This window comes from Terrimonas ferruginea DSM 30193 (assembly GCF_000425585.1).
GTDB lineage: Bacteria > Bacteroidota > Bacteroidia > Chitinophagales > Chitinophagaceae > Terrimonas > Terrimonas ferruginea.
Genome location: NZ_AUDS01000009.1, coordinates 281,408 through 299,486, shown reverse-complemented (window position 1 = coordinate 299,486; position 18,079 = coordinate 281,408). Strand labels below are relative to the sequence as shown.

The 18,079-nt window shown below is 46.7% G+C and carries 13 protein-coding genes; 5 read left to right on the top strand and 8 right to left on the bottom strand.

Features of this window, described 5'->3' with window-relative positions; genetic code table 11:
* Positions 1-23: 23 nt before the first annotated feature.
* Positions 24-1,928: a molecular chaperone DnaK gene (gene dnaK, locus H608_RS0102775; RefSeq protein ID WP_028786337.1), complete on the bottom strand. Its 1,905-nt coding sequence runs from the start codon at positions 1,926-1,928 to the stop codon at positions 24-26.
* Between the two features lie 237 nt (positions 1,929-2,165).
* Between dnaK and H608_RS0102765 the strand changes: the two genes are divergently transcribed.
* Both H608_RS0102765 and H608_RS0102760 read left to right on the top strand, forming a co-directional pair.
* Positions 2,166-2,804 (top strand): YdeI/OmpD-associated family protein, encoded by a 639-nt coding sequence (locus H608_RS0102765; protein ID WP_028786335.1) that lies wholly within the window; start codon positions 2,166-2,168, stop codon positions 2,802-2,804.
* A 56-nt stretch (positions 2,805-2,860) separates the two neighbouring features.
* Positions 2,861-4,318 carry a DUF4403 family protein gene (locus H608_RS0102760; protein WP_245565709.1) on the top strand — a complete coding sequence of 486 codons (1,458 nt, stop codon included), beginning with the start codon at positions 2,861-2,863 and terminating at the stop codon, positions 4,316-4,318.
* Positions 4,319-4,337: 19 nt separating this feature from the next.
* Here H608_RS0102760 and H608_RS0102755 read toward each other — a convergent pair whose 3' ends face one another.
* From H608_RS0102755 to H608_RS0102740, 4 genes are all read right to left on the bottom strand, one after another.
* Entirely contained in the window at positions 4,338-4,853 is a 516-nt protein-coding gene (locus H608_RS0102755; RefSeq protein WP_028786333.1) for a GtrA family protein, read from the bottom strand.
* Positions 4,854-4,958: 105 nt separating this feature from the next.
* Complete coding sequence (gene pdeM / locus H608_RS21015; RefSeq protein ID WP_051267965.1) at positions 4,959-5,660, bottom strand: ligase-associated DNA damage response endonuclease PdeM; 702 nt, start codon at positions 5,658-5,660, stop codon at positions 4,959-4,961.
* Between the two features lie 37 nt (positions 5,661-5,697).
* Positions 5,698-6,792: an LptF/LptG family permease gene (locus H608_RS0102745; protein WP_028786332.1), complete on the bottom strand. Its 1,095-nt coding sequence runs from the start codon at positions 6,790-6,792 to the stop codon at positions 5,698-5,700.
* Positions 6,793-7,019: 227 nt separating this feature from the next.
* Positions 7,020-7,640, bottom strand: a complete 621-nt coding sequence (locus tag H608_RS0102740; protein ID WP_028786331.1) for a hypothetical protein — start codon at positions 7,638-7,640, stop codon at positions 7,020-7,022.
* A gap of 247 nt (positions 7,641-7,887) precedes the next feature.
* Between H608_RS0102740 and H608_RS0102735 the strand changes: the two genes are divergently transcribed.
* The gene (locus H608_RS0102735; protein ID WP_162142834.1) at positions 7,888-8,706 is read left to right on the top strand and encodes a sensor histidine kinase; all 819 of its coding nucleotides are present in this window, start codon (positions 7,888-7,890) and stop codon (positions 8,704-8,706) included.
* A 114-nt stretch (positions 8,707-8,820) separates the two neighbouring features.
* Here the strand turns inward: H608_RS0102735 and H608_RS0102730 are convergent, their stop codons facing one another.
* The gene (locus H608_RS0102730; RefSeq protein ID WP_028786329.1) at positions 8,821-9,657 is read right to left on the bottom strand and encodes a VOC family protein; all 837 of its coding nucleotides are present in this window, start codon (positions 9,655-9,657) and stop codon (positions 8,821-8,823) included.
* 298 nt (positions 9,658-9,955) lie between these two features.
* On the opposite strand from H608_RS0102730, the gene H608_RS0102725 reads away from it, so the two are divergent.
* Positions 9,956-11,857, top strand: coding sequence for an arginine--tRNA ligase (locus tag H608_RS0102725; RefSeq protein ID WP_028786328.1), 1,902 nt, complete (start codon positions 9,956-9,958; stop codon positions 11,855-11,857).
* 82 nt (positions 11,858-11,939) lie between these two features.
* On the opposite strand, the gene H608_RS0102720 is transcribed toward H608_RS0102725, so the two are convergent.
* Both H608_RS0102720 and glgB read right to left on the bottom strand, forming a co-directional pair.
* The gene (locus H608_RS0102720; protein ID WP_081658773.1) at positions 11,940-12,989 is read right to left on the bottom strand and encodes a tetratricopeptide repeat protein; all 1,050 of its coding nucleotides are present in this window, start codon (positions 12,987-12,989) and stop codon (positions 11,940-11,942) included.
* A 116-nt stretch (positions 12,990-13,105) separates the two neighbouring features.
* Positions 13,106-15,049, bottom strand: coding sequence for a 1,4-alpha-glucan branching protein GlgB (glgB, locus tag H608_RS0102715; RefSeq protein ID WP_038006842.1), 1,944 nt, complete (start codon positions 15,047-15,049; stop codon positions 13,106-13,108).
* Positions 15,050-15,306: 257 nt separating this feature from the next.
* On the opposite strand from glgB, the gene H608_RS0102710 reads away from it, so the two are divergent.
* Positions 15,307-18,075, top strand: a complete 2,769-nt coding sequence (locus H608_RS0102710) for a TonB-dependent receptor (RefSeq protein WP_028786325.1) — start codon at positions 15,307-15,309, stop codon at positions 18,073-18,075.
* Positions 18,076-18,079: the final 4 nt, after the last annotated feature.

Below are 18,079 nucleotides of genomic sequence, written 5' to 3'. Positions count from 1 at the left end.
TTATAGTTTATTCTGAAGATTTTTTACTTCACCTCTTCGTAGGGCACATCGGTAACGTTATCGCCGTTATCCTGTGCTGCGCTTTCAGCGCCGGGTTGTTGTTGTTCAGCACCGGGCTGTCCTTCCGCTCCGGATTTGTAAATATCTTCGCTGGCGGCTGTCCAGGCAGCATTCAGCTCGGTCATCGCGGTATCGATACCGGCAACATCCTGTGCTTTGTGAGCCTGCTTCAATTTCTCAACAGCCGTTTCGATGGTCGTCTTCTTATCAGCCGGAATCTTGTCGCCATATTCCTTCAGTTGTTTTTCTGTCTGGAATACGAGACTGTCGGCTGCGTTGAGTTTGTCGATCTTTTCGCGTTCAGCTTTATCGGTGGCTTCGTTGGCACGAGCTTCGGCCTTCATTCTTTCCACTTCGTCTTTGCTCAGGCCCGAACCGGCTTCAATATGAATTTTCTGTTCTTTGCCGGTGCCTTTGTCTTTAGCAGTAACGTGAAGGATACCGTTGGCATCGATGTCGAAGGTTACTTCGATCTGGGGAACACCACGCGGAGCCGGAGGAATACCGTCAAGGTTGAAAATACCGAGGCTCTTATTGTCTTTGGACATGGTGCGTTCGCCTTGCAGCACATGGATCTGTACGCCGGGCTGGTTATCGCTGGCGGTAGAGAACACCTCAGATTTTTTGGTAGGGATCGTCGTATTGGCGTCGATCAGTTTGGTCATTACACCTCCCATGGTTTCAATACCAAGAGACAAAGGTGTAACGTCGAGCAGCAATACGTCTTTTACCTCACCGGTAAGAACGGCACCCTGGATGGCGGCACCTACGGCTACCACTTCATCGGGGTTTACGCCACGGTTTGGTTTTTTACCGAAAAACTTCTCTACGATCTCCTGTACTTTGGGGATACGTGTAGAACCACCCACCAGGATTACTTCGTTGATTTCTGATACGGACATGCCGGCATCCTTCAGCGCAGCCTCGCAAGGCTTCAGGCAACGGGCAAACAGGTCATCTGCCAGTTGTTCAAATTTGGCACGTGTCAGTTTTTTCACCAGGTGTTTAGGCACGCCGTCCACAGCAGTGATATAAGGCAGGTTGATTTCTGTTTCTGTAGAAGAAGACAGTTCAACTTTTGCTTTTTCGGATGCTTCTTTCAGGCGTTGCAGGGCCATCGGGTCTTTACGCAGATCGATTGCTTCGTCGCTTTTGAATTCGTCGGCGAGCCAATCCATGATCACTTTGTCGAAGTCGTCACCACCGAGGTGTGTATCACCATTGGTAGATTTTACTTCAAATACACCGTCACCCAGTTCGAGTACGGAGATATCGAACGTACCACCACCAAGGTCAAATACAGCGATTTTCTGATCGTGTTTGCCTTTGTCCAGGCCATAAGCCAGGGCTGCTGCGGTAGGCTCGTTTACTATACGGCGTACGGTAAGACCGGCAATTTCACCGGCTTCTTTCGTCGCCTGACGCTGAGCGTCGTTAAAGTAAGCAGGCACGGTGATCACCGCTTCTGTTACCTCCTGCCCGAGGTAGTCCTCGGCTGTTTTTTTCATTTTTTGCAGCACCATCGCCGAAATTTCCTGCGGCGTGTAGAGTCTGCCATCTATGTCAATCCGTACGGTATTATTGTCACCTTGCGCAACTTTATAACTCCAGTGACTGATTTCTTCAGTTACTTCGTTAAAGCCGCGACCCATGAACCGTTTTACGGAAGTAATGGTATTCTGGGGGTTGGTAATGGCCTGACGTTTGGCCGGATCACCTACTTTACGCTCTCCGTTTTTCAGGAAAGCCACAACTGACGGGGTCGTACGGCGTCCCTCGTCGTTGGCAATTACCACCGGCTCATTGCCTTCCATAACTGCTACGCAGCTATTGGTGGTACCTAAGTCTATTCCAATAATTTTTCCCATATTAAAATATTTCTCCTTTTTGCCTCCCCTTTTGAGCAGGCATATAGCAATCTTCAATCTTTATGCCGTGACAGACAAACATGCAAAAATGTCAGGTATATTAAGAAAGATATCCCCTGACGGTTAATCCGGTCGGGTGCAAACGGCGCAATCTTGTGAGGATGAGCCTGAAAAACCTGCAGTAAAGCGCTATCTTCCACCGACGGTATTTCTGCTTTTTCAATTAACACCTGATCCATGCCTGCCCAGACTTTAGCCCAAAAACTGCGTATCCGTGCCGGACAACGTCTCCGGCTGATCAATGCTCCGGATGATTTTATGATGTTGCTTGGGCCACTTCCCGAAGCCGTTACCGAAGTTACGCGCGGTGCAGCCGAACAATGGCATTGTTTCGTGAAAAACCGTCTTCAGTTGTCGCAGGTATGGCCAAAAATCCAGAAATATTTGCGTCCCGGCGATCTTGTGTGGTTTTATTATCCGAAAGGCAACTCAGGTGTTCAAACTGACCTGACACGCGACAAGGGCTGGGATATCCTGGATGAACATATGCCGGAATTGCAATGGAATAACCTGATATCGCTGAATGAAACATGGTCGGGTGCCGGCCTTCGTCGTGTGGAAGCAGGCCGTAAACCGGTCACCACCAAACCCCAATGCGAAGAGTTGCCCTGGATCGACCGCGTTAATCGTACAGTAACACTACCGCCGTCCATGTCAGCCGTATTGAAGAAACACCCGAAACAAGCGGCTGTATTTGAAAAAATGGCCTTTACGCACAAACGTGAATATGTTGAATGGATCATGAGCGCAAAAAGGGAAGAAACGATTGCACGCAGGCTCGAACAATTTATCGAAAAACTGAAGCAGCAATCCTGAACGATTTCTTCACTTTCTTTTTGGATTCTTTGAGTTATTTTGGAGGCATTAAAACAATGCCTGTAACACAGGTTTATCATCAGATGAAAACCTATCTCCTGCTTTTTATTGCGTCAGCTACTTTGTGGCTCAGCTCCTGTTCAAAAAAAATCAACCCAGCGAAACCGCAACTTGCGGCCAGTGCATTTAAACTCGATTCATTACCCGACTCAGAAATTGATATTCCCATACAGGTAAACCTGAAACCTATCTACGCGTTGGCAGAAAAAAATGTGGACCAGGTCTTCACTTCGCCTAATTATCCGAACGACTGGGTACAGCCCGGTTGTGATACGCGTTACAAATACAGTTTCCGCAGAAGTCCCTTTCAAATGAGCGGAACGGGTACAACAATGACCTTGAATTTTACCGGCTACTATCGCATAATAGGTTCGACACGCGTATGTGTAAGCGGTACGGCGCTTTCGCCCTGGACACCTGCCTGTCGTTGCGGGTTCGATGAACCGGAGCGCAGGGTAACCGTTTCATTCACCAATAATTTCTCTATCTCGCCTGACTATAAAGTAAAACTGCAGGTAAAAAGAAATGAACCCAAAGCGCTCGATAAATGCGAAGTCTGTTTCTGGGGCCAGGACATTACTACGCAGGTATTGGGTGGATTGAAAGCAGAACTCGATGCGTCGAAAACCGAAATAGAAAAAAACTATGGGATAGTAGATCTGAAGCCGCAGTTTCAACAAGTATGGGATCTGCTTAACAAGACTTATAACCTTTATGACAAGGGCTGGTTGCAGGTAAATCCCCGTCGTGTGCGCATCAACAGCCTGTTTATCCGTAATGATTCGCTTCACATCAATCTTGGTCTTTCCGCGCGTCCGGTACTGAGGCTGGATAAACCGGAGGAGCAAAGTTCATGGGTGCCTAATCTGAGTCAGTTTTCAGGCAACCGGGGTTTTAATTTATTCATCGATGGTCAGTTGGATTATGATTCGCTGAGTAATATCCTGAATAGCCAGATTGTGGGTCAATCATTCGATTTTAAAAAAGGGCCGGTCAATAAGAAATTTATATTTAAAAAATGCCGGCTGCTTGGCGCCAACAATGAGCGATTGGTCATTGAAGTGAATTTTGAAGGAACAGATCAGGGCGTGATGTACCTGACCGGCAAACCACATTACGATGCCGAAAAACAACACCTGGCAATTAAAGACATAGAGTTCGACATCCGTTCAAAAGATGCATTGCTAAAAACGGCAGACTGGTTGTTCAATCGCAAGATCACGCATACGATTGAGTCGTATGCCCAATATGACCTCAAGCAATTTGTTGACAGCGCCAAAGTTTCTGTAAATGCCCAACTTAACCAGGAATGGCGTAAGGGAATCCGTACATCTGGCTCGGTGCAGGATATCCGGCTCATTGGTGTTTATCCGCTGGATAAAAGACTGGTGGTACGAGCAAGTTGCCGCGGGGAACTGGCGGTCAGCGTGGAATCGATTGATTTCAGCTTGTAATATAAAATGACGACTGCGCTTAATCGGTAATCTCGCTATCAGGTGCTGCGGCCCGGAAAGAAAAATGGCGTTGTGCGAGGTAACTGAAAATAATCACCACCACGGTTGTCAGCATCTGTGCAAATACGGGGTAGACATGAAAATTCTCCACCAGTATTTTCAGCAGAATAAAGTTGAGTGCCAGGTTAAACAGGCAGATCATGAAATAACGAAAGAGTTGTATGCGACCTTTCATCAGCGAATCGCTGAATACGACATATTTCGACATGAAAAAGCCGATCGGGAAAGTGATACAAAAAGAAATAAACAGCGCGGCACTGTGTCCTTTAAAAGCGTAGAATCCAAAATTAAGACCGGTTTCAGGAATCACGTATTCGTAGGCGATCATGTAGATCAAAAGCCCGAGTAATGTATTCCCTCCGCCCGCCGCTGCATAACGGAATGTCTGCAGGTTCATAAATTTCCTGAACGGCGGATAGAAAAAATCTATTACCGGCAAAATAAAATCCCTGGCATGATGAAGTTGTCTCCGCATAAAATCAAGGCTCTCAGCCTGTCCGGCAAAAAGATCAAAATTAAAACGTAAAAATGCAAAATCAAAAAGTAAAAAAAACAGAACGGCTTTCGAGGTTGCCGGCAATTAGTCTTCGGTGGTTTTGCGGCTACGGCGGACTTTCTTTTCGATGAGCATAATTTCTTTATCGACTATTGCAAAGACCTGATCGCCCGGGGTTGGCTCCACCAAAAATGACCCGGTGAAGCGACTGAACGCCGGTAACACGCCATATTCAGTTGAAAAAAAGTAGCAGGGAAATCGCAATGATTGTTTACCCGTTCCTCTTAATAGCACGGCCGGATGCATGTGACCGGATAAATAAAAAGAATTACGCAGCAATGGATCTTCGGGTATATCGTTCAGGTCATGAACAAATGTAAAAGGTCCGGCTTCCCAGCTTTTTGCTTCTACGGTTATTTGCGTCTCTTCATACCATTTATCGGCGAGAATATCATGATTGCCTTTTACAAGCAGGATGTCAAGCAAGGCAAAATCCTGTCGCCATTTCCTGAATAATTCCAGTTCATTGTTTACAACACTGTGTGTGAAATCACCAACAATAACAAGCCTGTCAGCTTTGAAAAAATACAGCTGATGCATGAGACGCTGCAGGTCGTGTTTATAAACGCCCTGCGGGATGCCAATACCTGCTTTCCTGAAATGCCCGGTTTTACCGAGATGAAGATCTGCCACGATCAGCGTTTTTTCGGCTTCCCAAAAAATGCTGCGTTCAGCAGTAAGTATCAAATGCTGATCATGAATAATATGAGACAACAAGCCTTGCATGTTTGCAAAGTAATAAAATTGACGAGCCTTGCCAGCATTATTTTGGCGCTTTGCGGTAGAGCCAATAAGCAACGGTAGCGAAAGCGATATTGGGTACCCAGGCGGCCAGCAAAGGCGGGAAACTGCCCTTCGTTGCAAATACTGTTGAGAACCGGTCCGACACAATGAAAAGTGCAGCGATGATAATCCCCAAGGCGAGGTGCATGCCGCTTCCTCCACGCGTTTTACGGCTGGCAATAACAGCACCGATCAAGGTCAGCAGCACAACAGAAAAAGCGGTGGCACTGCGTCTGTACCGTTCAACTTTCAGTGCGCTCAACCCCTCATTCGCACGTAGTTCCTGCCGGGCGATGAATTTCGTCAGTTCCGGCGTCGTCAGTTTTTCCTTCAGGTATTCGTCCTTGATCAGTTCCTCAGGTTTGATCTGCAGGTTGACGATGAGTTCCGGATACTGGGTGATGCGTTCTCCGATGCTGTCGACTCTGCGTTCCGTTACCGTAATGGCCGTCCATTTTTTTGAAGCGGTATCCCATTTCAAACTGTAAGCGCGTAGGTTATAGACGACCTGGTTATTTTTTGTCCGGTCCAGAAAAAAACGGTTGGCAGTATGGGTGGTTGCATCATAATCTTTAATACCCACGTAAGTGTTGCTGTCGATGCGTAAAAAGTAGCAATCAGGGCAAACCTCCTGGTTCTTTTTGCTCCGGTCGTTTTTATCGATGTATTCGGTCTGAAATTCTCCGCGGATGGAATTAGCCTTCGGGATCAGGTAGCGGCTTCCTACCCAAAGGATGCTTGCCAGAAAAATTCCCCCTACGATATAAGGGCGCAGGAAGCGGTTGTAACTGGTGCCGCTCGCAAGAATCGCAATTACTTCCGACTTACCGGCCATTTTACTGGTGATAAATATTACTGCGATAAAAACGAAGAGCGGGAACAGTAAACCCCAGATCCAGGGAACAAAACCGAGGTAATACTTTTTTATGATATCCCAGGTACTGAGACCAGTTTTTACAAAATCGTCTGTTTTTTCACTGCTGTCAACAGCTACTGCTACCACGGTAAATAGCAGCATACAGAAAAAGAAGGCAGTCAGCAGCTTTCGTAATATGTACCAGTCGATTTTTTTCATGCCCGTCGGCGTCTTTTTACTTTTCCGGGCTCAAAAGTAGGCGAAAATGTGTTGTGATACTCCTAAAGCGTCGGCAGAGGCTGCTGATCCGGACTTTCCCCGGGGAGAAAGGGCTTTGATCAGGTTCGGCAACCTCAGGCCTTCGCTTTCAGACATTTCAGCCAGCTGGTGTTATGTCAAAGAACTTAAAATAACTTGTCCGTCACCTCAGACTGATACGGGTGTTGTCAGTCATATTCATTTTGGTCAGGAACGGCGGGAATTTGCCAGGACCAGGATCGTATTCTGCCATCTTTTTGAAGCAGGTAGTCTCCCGCCGGGACCAGGTAACCCATTTCTTCCGGGCCGTCGTATAAGCCGAGATAGCGTGTCAGTTCCGGCCCGAGCAGTATAGGTGTATCCTGGTGATAGACATCCGATTCGTAACGCATTTTGGACGAAAGCGGAAGCTGATCTACATCCAGACTAAAATGTATCCGCTGGTCTTTGTCTACAGAAATAACGATCGGAAACTGATCGGATACCCAGGTTTTAATTTCTTCGAAACAGGTCTCTCCTTTTTGCGAGGTTTTTACGCCGGGTCCGGAAAGGTTGACAATTGTTTCAATACGGCAGATACCATTTCCCGACCGGCATTCGGTTGTTTCGCTGCTGCCCCAACTGACAAGTCCCCAAAGAATATTGACCCCGCCTTTGGATGTTTTGTAAAGAGCACCTTCCGAATAAGTGCCGGTGATGGTTATTCCGGCGACGGTAAACGAGAAGGGTTTTTCTTTTGCGTCCTGCGCATGAACAGGTAATGTGATAGATAACAAAGCCGTCAGGACGAACGCAATAAAGCCTTTCATAATAAACATATTTTTTGTGCCTACTCTGTTAGATGACCGGTTTTCGGCTTTCCCGTGACACGAGTGGTGTTGAGCAAAACTAACTACGGCGATGGGGCAAAAGCAAGGGAAAAACCTCCTGAAAAAGACGTTTTTTTCTATTACCGTTTTCTACAACTTAAATACTTATTCTACGGCTTTACCTTCTTTTTCTTTTTATTTTCGCTTTACAGCATATCCGGTATTGCGTCACATTAATACTATTTATATGGAGCATACGTATGCAGATATGAGTTTGTTTTTGCTGATAATAACTGTGCTGCTTCTTTTTCTGTTGGTGCTTGTTTTGGTGCTTTTGTTTTTGCACAGAAGAAAGCAATTAAAACATTCGGAATTGTTATCCGCCATTCATTCATTGCACGACCAGCAGTCGTTACGCCTGCAGTTAGCGGTACAGGAGGAAACCTTCGCTTATCTGGCAAGGGAACTGCATGATAACGTCAATCTTTCACTGACACTGGTGAAATTGCATTTAAATGGCTTCAGAAGCCGTCTCAATGCCGGAGATCAGGCAGAACTGAACAACTCTTTATTGTCGCTGGATAATGTGAGCAGGCAGGTATCGCAACTGGCGAAAAGCTGGAATACGGATGTATTGGAAAGCCGTGGTTTTTTATCTGCCCTGCAGGCGGAAGTAGAAAGGATCGAACAACTGGGCGCGTGTCGTATCGAGTTTTGCACCCGGGGAGAACCTGTTCATCTGGATAACAAAAAGGAAATCGTGGTATTGCGTTTAATACAGGAAGCCTTTAACAATATTCTTAAACATGCCAATGCCCGGAATGTACGTCTGCAATTGAGCTATTCGCACTGCCGTCTGGAGATCAGCATCAATGACGATGGAAAAGGTTTTTCGATGAATGATCTCACCAGCGAAGCTTACCGGAAAGGTGGAAAAAGCGGACTCCGCAATTTACAATCACGGATAAAATTAATAGGCGGAACGATGCAACTCGAGTCGTATCCCGGCAGTGGCACGCAATTATTATTTACCATCCCCGCTCCGCCCGCCGGGTTGGAAGAATAGCACTTAACCAGGATTCATATGCCCTCATGGTTGTTAACAACCGAAATCAAAACCGGGCACGAAGCTTTCACGCCGACAATACCGGCGCATGAAAAGATATACCCGGATCATACATCATGCCCTTTCCAGCACACCGATATCAAATTTCTTCATCTTGAGCAGTGCCTGCATTACCCTTGGTGCGCGTACCGGATCGGTCATCAGTTGACCCAATACGGACGGCACTACCTGCCACCATACGCCGAAGCGATCGCGGCACCAGCCGCATTGGCTTTCCTGACCGCCATCCGTCAATTGTTCCCAATAATGATCGATTTCCTCCTGCGTGTCGCAATTCACCACCAACGATAGCCCCTCGCTGAAAGTAAACGGCTGTTCCACCGCGCTGTCCATGGCTCTGAAAGGACTGCCGGCCAAATGGAAGATTGCATGCACGATGCCTTCACCCATTTTTGATTGACCAGGCTGATAATTCATCACAAAATCGACGCTGCTGGCAGGAAAGAGTTGTTGATAGTAGTCGATTGCCTGCCCGGCCTGGTTCTGGTGTTCTCCGCAAAACATCAATAAGGGTGTAATGCTGTAGCCCTGTTTTCCGTCGGCAACGGTCAATTGCCAGTTAACACCCCAGGCATCCTGCAACCAGCCGTACCGCGGGCTCCAGTCGTATTTGTCCAGCGGCATCAATACGTGGCCATCGGCAGCCAGTTGTTTCCATACTTCTTCCAATACGGCTGTATCCGGAAAAGTGACGTAGAACGATATCGAAGGATTGGGACTGAACTGCGGGCCACCGTTCAAGGTCATGAACGATTGATTGGCGATGCGGAACATCGTAACCATCGGCGTTTCAGTGGTGATTTTTGCATCCGGAAAAACAGAGACATAGCGCTGTACCGCCATTGCGGCATCACCATTGAACCATATACAGGGATAAAGAGGAGCAGCCATAATTTTCAATTTAGTTGTGATCGATGCTTTGTCCATCCAAAAATAGTGCGCCTTTTCCGGTACAGGCGGGTGCGTTTGTGACTGTTTGCAGGGTGTTTTGCGACTACGTCGCAAAATGTGTAAATGTGAAAATGTGGAAATGGGGAGAACGCTGATTCAATCGTTGAGCCAGTCTTTGTAACTCAATTGATTTAAAGCCAAAACGGGTCTTAATTTTCACATTTGCACATTTTCACATTCCGCCAAAGGCGGATTACATTTTTCTCAACCCTATCTTTGTGACCAAAAAACAGAACGAATGGGTGTAACTACGACCATCAAACCCCTTATTACCGCAGCGCTGAAAGACGTGTACGGACAGGATTTTGCCGAAAAAGACCTGACCATTAATACCACTAAACCCGAATTCGAAGGAGATTATACCCTGGTATTGTTTTCTTTCGTGAAACAATTGCGACAATCTCCTGAACAGATCGGACAGGCAATCGGTCAGCACCTGGCTACCACCCACCCTGCACTTTTTCAGGGTTTCAATGTGATCAAAGGGTTTCTCAACCTGGTGATTGCGGACGCCTATTGGCTGGGATATCTCGATACCAGCTACCAGGACAAAAACCCTGGCCACCAACCCTCCAATGGCCGTAAAGTAATAGTTGAATACTCTTCACCGAATACCAACAAGCCGCTTCACCTTGGTCACCTCCGGAATAATTTCCTTGGCTGGAGTGTTGCCGAAATCCTGAAGCAGACCGGCCATGAAGTATTTAAAACCGCTATCCTTAACGACCGCGGCATCCATATCTGCAAATCCATGGCAGGCTGGAAATATCTTAGTGACGGCGCCACACCGGAATCAACCGGTATCAAACCCGATCATTTCGTAGGCGACTATTATGTAAAAGCGGAGAATACCATCAAGGCGCAGGCAGCAGAACTTTTAAAAGCCCTGTTAGCCGGCGACACCAGCGGCATTGAAGCCGAAGCAGACAAAGCAGAAGCCGCCAGACTCACCGGCATCTATCACCAACTGCAAGGCGAAGAAGGAAAAGAAAAAGAAGCCGACAAAACACTCGATCAACTGAAAGAACTCGCGCGCAAACACAGCCCTTTCATGAAGATCACGCAGCAAATGCTGATCGACTGGGAAAATGGCGACCCCGAAGTACGCGCCCTGTGGTTCAAAATGAACAACTGGGTATACGAAGGTTTTGCGGAAACTTACAAAGTGATCGGCAGCGATTTCGATAAAAATTATTTTGAAAGCGAGACCTATCTGCTCGGAAAAGAATTTGTGGAAGACGGTTTGAAGAAAGGCGTTTTCTACCGCAAACCCGACGGCAGCGTATGGATCGACCTGACAGCCGACGGCCTCGATGAAAAACTTGTCCTTCGTAAAGATGGCACGTCCGTTTATATCACGCAAGACATTGGACTCGCCGATAAAAAGTATGAAGACTTTCATTATGACCAGAGTCTTTATGTGATCGCGGATGAGCAGATCTATCACATGAAAGTACTGCAATTGATCCTGCAGAAACTTGAAAAGCCTTATGCAGACGGCGTTTTGCACCTGAGCTATGGCATGGTGGAACTTCCCGATGGCCGTATGAAAACACGTGAAGGAAATGTGGTAGATGCCGACGACATCATTGCTGAACTCAAGAACGTCGCCAAAGCCAAAACCGAAGAGTTAGGAAAAGTACAGGACTTTAATCCCGGCGAGCTGAATGAATTGTATGATACGCTGGCGCTTGGAGCTTTGAAATTTTTCCTGCTCCGTGTTGATCCGAAAAAACGCATGATCTTTAACCCGGAAGAAAGTATCGACTTCCACGGTTTTACCGGTCCGTTCATTCAGTATACGCACGCGCGTATCCGCTCTATTTTGCGTAAAGAAGAGCCGGCGGCAGGTCCGCGCATGGAGGAAACATTGCTTCCGAAAGAAAAAGAACTCATTGTATTACTCGAACAATACAGTCATACGCTCGATCAGGCCCGCCAGGAACAAAGCCCTTCGCTCATCGCGAATTATGTATTCCTGGTAGCGAAGACTTATAATTCCTTTATCGCAGACCACCGCGTATTGAAAGCGGAGTCGGAATCAAAAAAACAATTGCGTCTGCGTATCAGCGAACTAACCGGGCATACCATAGCCGGCGCCATGGGATTGCTTGGCATCCGCGTACCGGAACGAATGTAAGGTTATAAAAACCCGGGCAATGAAAAAGCGTCTACAGTTACCTGCAGACGCTTTTCTATTTTGTTAGAATGAAGCGACGTTATTAAAGTCCGGGCATCAATTGTTTTTTCTGTTTCAGGGAAGCCAGGCTGGGGTCCATTTCAATCGCTTTGTCGCAAAGACGTTGTCCTTTTTCCTTCTCGCCTTTTTTCTGATAAGCCATACCAATCATGTATAACGGAGATGCATTGGTTTTATCAACCGCCAGCATCTGGTCCCAATATTCAATGGCGTTATCAAATTTTCCTTTGTAATAGTAAGCTTCGGCTACCATGTTGAGGATGTTCATGTCTGTCGGGCGTCTTACCAGCACTTCTTTCATGATGGCAACACCTTCGTCGAGTTTACCTACGTTCAGGTAAGCGATACCGAGGTTCTCCAGGTAATCATTGTCACGCTTGTAGCCTTTTTCACCGGCTTCGAGCATGTACTTGAGTGCATTTTTATCGTCATTCATGGCGTAGTAAACCAGCGCCATTTCATATATCCAATAGTTTTTCTTCGGATCAAGCTCGATCGCTTTCTGGAAAAACGGAATTGACTGCTTGTAGTTCATCATGTCTGCATAACTACGGGCAATCATATAGGGTGCTTCCGCGTTGGTGGGATCTTCTTTCACAGCCTGGTTCAGCATACGGATCGCCTCACCATAATTTTCACGATCGTAGTGAATTTTACCGAGATAGAAGCTTGTTTGTGCAGCAGGATCGACTTTTTTCCATTTGTCTGCATAAAGAATAACGTCGTCAAACTGACGCAGGTTAAAAGACAACTGCACCACCTGGCGGTAGTTTTCAGCCGAAGTCTCTCCCATATTTACCAGCTTGAGATAAAATTCGCGTGATTGAGGATAACGGCGAAGATCATAATAAGCAGAAGCAAGTTCGGTAATCACAGGTTTGCTGTTGCTGTCGAACTTGATTGCTTTTTCAAAATGCTTCAACGACTCGAGCCGGCGACCATTTTGTTTTTCTACCAAACCTTTTTGAAGATAGTAATCAACGCTGTCGTTGTTATTAACCGGAGAGGCTCCGGCTTCCACCGCGGCAAACAGAAACATGCCACATAAAGTATGACGAATAATCCGGTTCATAGGGTATTTATTATTGGGTCTTTAATAGGATTCTGCATGTAAAGGTAGATTTAATATATAAAACACAACAGTCTTTTGATGTTAAATTTTATACCAATATCTATTCCAATTTACGCTTATTTGAGAACAATGGCACCCAGCGGTGGCAAATTCACCAATATTCTTACCTTTTTGGCCTTTTTATCAATGATTTCTGTGCGGATATCGGGATTGTAGCTATCGCCTGTTCCTCCGTAAACCGGCTTATCGCTATTGAATATTTCCGCAGAATAAGGCTTTTCACTTACCTCAATGGCCCAGTCGTTGCGCACCACCGGTGTCATATTGAGGACGATGAGCAGGTCGTCTTTGGGGTCTTTTCCTTTTCTGATAAAACTGATGACCGATTCTTCCGCATGGTTGAGGTCGCACCAGGCGAACCCTTCTTCCCTGAACTGGTATTCGTATAAAGCGGGTTCGGTCGTCAAAAGACTGTTCAGGTCGGCTATACAGGTTTGCACGCCTTTGTGCAACGGGTATTGCAGCAGCCCCCAATTGAGTTCCGACTTATAATTCCATTCGGTGGTTTGTCCTATTTCATTGCCCATGAAAAGCAGCTTGGCGCCGGGGTGCATCCACATATACGTGTACATCAGGCGCAGCGTGGCGAATTTCTGCCATTCATCACCCGGCATTTTATACAACATCGGACTCTTGCCATGTACTACTTCATCGTGACTCAGCGGCAGCATGAAATTTTCATCATAATAATACATCATGCTGAATGAAAACTTATGCTGATGATTGCGCCGTTCGATGGGGTCGAGTGCAAAGTAATCGAGTGTATCGTGCATCCAGCCCATCATCCATTTCATCCCGAATCCCAGGCCTCCGTGCCAGGTATGCCGCGACACGCCCGGCCAGTCGGTGGATTCTTCCGCTATAGTCTGCACATCCGGAAAATCGCGATAGATCGTTTCATTGAGATCGCGGATGAAGGCAATGGCTTCGATATTTCCGTTTCCACCAAATTCATTCGGCTCCCACTCTCCTTCTTCTCTCGAGTAATCAAGTTTGAGTATCGAGCTCACCGCATCCACACGAATACCATCGATATGAAAATAGTCGAACCAGAAACGTGCACTGCTGATGAGAAAGGATTTTACCTCGCCACGTTTATAATTAAAAATATAACTGTTCCAATCAGGATGAAAACCTTTGCGCATGTCCGCATACTCATAGGTATGTGTGCCGTCGAACATGAAGAGCCCGTGTGAATCATAGGGAAAATGCGAAGGCACCCAATCGAGAATGACACCGATATTTTCAGCATGAAATGCATCGATCAACCGCATCAGTCCCTGCGGATCGCCGAATCTTGAGGTAGCGGCGAAATAACCGGTGCATTGATAGCCCCAGCTTCCGTCGAAGGGATGTTCCATCACCGGCATGAATTCGACATGGGTAAATCCCATTTCCTTCACATACGGAACCAGGCGTTCGCGGATCTGGTCATAGGTATTATATGATTCTTCATCAAATGCATCGGGTCTTTGCCAACTGGCGAGATGCACCTCATACACACTCCACGGCGCATCGAGTGCGTTGCGTTTTTTGCGTTGCTTCATCCACGCCGCATCTTTCCAATCGTAATACATGTCCCAGGTGATGGAAGCAGTCAATGGGCGTACTTCGCAATAATTGGCAAAGGGATCTGTTTTTTCTGTTGCGCGCCCTTCAAATCCGATAATGTAATATTTATAGATCTCGCCCAACCCAAGTGCCGGGATGAATCCTTCCCACACGCCGCTTTTATCCCAGCGTGCGGTTAAAAGATGCGATCGCTTTTCCCAGTTATTGAAATTGCCGGTAACGGATACTTCAGTTGCGTTCGGCGCCCACACACAAAAATAAACGCCCCAGGTTCCATTTACCTGGCAGGAACGCGAGCCAAATTTTTGATAAAGCCGGTAGTGTGTGCCTGCCTGAAAATTTGCAATGTCTTCTGCTGTCAGCAACGAATAGTTCCAGACATTTTTTGTGGTATCGATAAAATGCAAATCTTCGTAGCGATCGCTCATTATGTTATAGTTTTTGAAACAACGGTAAGTTCGCGCAATTTTCACGTACTACCCGCGTTATTAAAAAAATTTAATCCGCCACCTTGTGGATTCTGCTAACCGCTGCATCTCACCCTTTTTATTAAAACATTAACAGCGAAATAAGAAGGCCTTCGTGGTTCTTCAACCGGAAATCATCATTTTTACGGCGCTTATATAAAACGCCCGGCTTAGAACGGAACCAAACCATATTTTGCACCATCACCAGCTATTTGTTCATGAGACGACTCCTCCTGGCTTCGTGCCTGCTTTTTTTTGCCTTTCCCGTATTCAGTCAATCCACCGGATCCATCAACGGCACCGTTCGTGACACTGCCGACAATAAAGTCCTTCACCAGGCCTCTGTTGTTTTGTTGCGTGCGCAGGATTCCGTGCTCGTTACGTTTACGCGCTCCAACGCGCAGGGTCAGTTTCGTCTCGACAGTATCGCGCCGGGCGACTATGTAGTACAAATTACTTACCCAAAATTTGTTGACTGGACAGATAAGATCTCGCTTTCATCCGGCCAAAGCCTCGATCTGGGCAATGTAGCCTTTACCCTTCGCAGTCAGTTGCTTCAGGAAATCGTGATCCGCAGCGGCAGCGCGATGAAAATAAAAGGCGACACCACCGAATTTACGGCAGATAGTTTCCGCGTAAGACCAGGTGCCACCGTGGAAGAATTACTCAAAGTGTTACCAGGCCTGCAGGTCAACAGCAAAGGCGAAATCACCGCACAAGGTAAAAAAGTAGACAAAGTATTGGTAGATGGTGAAGAGTTTTTCGGGGATGATCCCACCATTGCCACACAAAATATAGGTGCCAAAGCCGTAGATAAGGTACAGGTATTCGAAAGCAAAAGCGACCAGGATCAGTTGAAAAGCATCGGCGCCACAGGTGAAGGGTCAAAAACCATCAATATCAAATTAAAGGAAAGTGCGAAAAAAGGTTATTTCGGACGTGTGGAAGGAAGCACCGACTTTGATAAATTGGTAAATGGTAAAGTAATGTACAACCGTTTTACGGGCAACCAGAAGTTCTCTGTTTACGGCACCAAAAGCCAGATAAACACCGGTGCCTTAGGCTGGGAAGACCGTAACAAACTCGGTATCGAGAACGACTACGAATATGATGAAATCAGCGGTTATTATTACAGCTTCGGTTCTACCGATGAATTCAGCAACTGGAGTCTCCGCGGTTTGCCCAATTCCTATACTGCCGGCGGTTTGTATGGAAACAAATGGAGAGAAGACAAGCACAAATTGAATTTCTCCTACCTCTATAACCGTTTGGGTACAAACAATACCACCCGCACCGTATCGCAGACCACTATCGGTGATATCAGCAACTATAACAATTCGGTAGCGCGTACAGAGGGACTGGCCCAGCAACATTCCTTGAATGGAAAATACGAATGGAAGATCGATTCACTGGCCAGTATCAAATATGTTATTGCCGGCAGTTTTAAGAAAAACGACAACTACGGAAATACCTATAGTGAGGCATTGAACGACAACCTCGACACGCTCAACACCAATAACAGAAACAACGAACAACATACGGAAAAGCGCCAGCTCGACAACGTACTTACTTATAAGCAACTCTTTAAGAAAAAGAACCGCCAACTAGTAACTACCGCACGTCTTACGCTGATCGACGACCAGCAAACGGCGCTGCTGCAATCCGTGTCACGTTTTGTAAGGAGAAACGGTCCGCCGAATGTATTGGATTCACTGGAAGTGATCGATCAGCAAAAACGTAATAATGGTAACGCCACCAACTATGGCGTGAAGTTCACCTATAACGAACCGCTGACCGAGCTGTGGAACCTGATTGCGGAATATAGTTTTAACCAAAGTAAATCATCCTCGCATCGCAACAGTTTCGATAAAGATGTGGACGGAAAATATACAGACCTCAATCCGACCTTCAGCAACAACGCCGACCTGGACGCCACCAGCAACGCCGGAACATTGTTTGCCCGTTACACCGGTAAAAAACTGCGTATGGCTTTCGGTTCCGGTTTGTCCGCCATCCGCCTGCGCCTCGATAACCTGGATATTGCCACGCGTACAACCTATAACTTCACCGGTTTCACGCCGCAGGCGCAATTCCGTTATCAGCTCAAGCAACAGGAAGGCATTTCGCTCAGTTATAAAGGCAACACGGTGCAGCCGACCCTGAATCAATTGCAACCGCTGCGCAACAACGACGATCCCCTGCGGATATATGTGGGCAACCCCGATCTGAAAGTGGCGTTCAATCACAACCTCAACCTGAACTATAACAACTATAAAGTACTGACCCAGCAATATACCTGGGTGGGCGTCGGCATCAATTTTCTTCGCAATACAGTAAGTACAACCAGCGTGGTAGACCTGGAAACCGGCAAAACCACTTATATGCCCGTGAACGTAAACGGCAACTATAACTGGTACCTGTATGGAGACTGGAACAGCGGTGGCGGTGACAAAAAACTGATCCATGAAATATCGCCGAATGCCAGTGGCGGACGTACAGCCAACTTCCTGAACAATGCCCGTAACGAGAACACATACTATACCTTCTCGCTGCGTTACGGTCTGCGTTACAGCCTGGATCAGAAATACAACTTTGCCATGTATCCCAAAGTGGAAAGAAGTATCTCCAAATCATCGCTGAGCCCGGATGTCAATAATAACTATTGGGTATACAGCGGCGACGTTGAAGGATGGGTAATGCTGCCGGCAAAATTCGAACTGTCTACAGAAGTGGAAGCTAATATCCGCCAAAGCACCAACCGTTTTGCCAGCAACAGGCAGATCGTGTGGAATGCAGAACTAAGCCGTCGTTTCTTTAAAGAAAAAACGTTGAAGCTCTCCTTTATTGCGCATGACATCCTGAATCAGAACATCGGGTTCCAGCGTACGATTAACAGCAACTTCTTCAGTGAGCAACGCTATGATCTGCTGGGACGTTACTTCCTGGTACAGGCAAGCTGGACTTTCAACAAAATGCCGGGCAAATAATACC

Bases quoted from the DNA above. Each gene is read 5' to 3' on its own strand.
- dnaK (WP_028786337.1), bottom strand. From the start codon at position 1,928: ATGGGAAAAATTATTGGAATAGACTTAGGTACCACCAATAGCTGCGTA.
- H608_RS0102765 (WP_028786335.1), top strand. From the start codon at position 2,166: ATGCCTGCCCAGACTTTAGCCCAAAAACTGCGTATCCGTGCCGGACAA.
- H608_RS0102760 (WP_245565709.1), top strand. From the start codon at position 2,861: ATGCCTGTAACACAGGTTTATCATCAGATGAAAACCTATCTCCTGCTT.
- H608_RS0102755 (WP_028786333.1), bottom strand. From the start codon at position 4,853: ATGCGGAGACAACTTCATCATGCCAGGGATTTTATTTTGCCGGTAATA.
- pdeM (WP_051267965.1), bottom strand. From the start codon at position 5,660: ATGCAAGGCTTGTTGTCTCATATTATTCATGATCAGCATTTGATACTT.
- H608_RS0102745 (WP_028786332.1), bottom strand. From the start codon at position 6,792: ATGAAAAAAATCGACTGGTACATATTACGAAAGCTGCTGACTGCCTTC.
- H608_RS0102740 (WP_028786331.1), bottom strand. From the start codon at position 7,640: ATGAAAGGCTTTATTGCGTTCGTCCTGACGGCTTTGTTATCTATCACA.
- H608_RS0102735 (WP_162142834.1), top strand. From the start codon at position 7,888: ATGGAGCATACGTATGCAGATATGAGTTTGTTTTTGCTGATAATAACT.
- H608_RS0102730 (WP_028786329.1), bottom strand. From the start codon at position 9,657: ATGGCTGCTCCTCTTTATCCCTGTATATGGTTCAATGGTGATGCCGCA.
- H608_RS0102725 (WP_028786328.1), top strand. From the start codon at position 9,956: ATGGGTGTAACTACGACCATCAAACCCCTTATTACCGCAGCGCTGAAA.
- H608_RS0102720 (WP_081658773.1), bottom strand. From the start codon at position 12,989: ATGAACCGGATTATTCGTCATACTTTATGTGGCATGTTTCTGTTTGCC.
- glgB (WP_038006842.1), bottom strand. From the start codon at position 15,049: ATGAGCGATCGCTACGAAGATTTGCATTTTATCGATACCACAAAAAAT.
- H608_RS0102710 (WP_028786325.1), top strand. From the start codon at position 15,307: ATGAGACGACTCCTCCTGGCTTCGTGCCTGCTTTTTTTTGCCTTTCCC.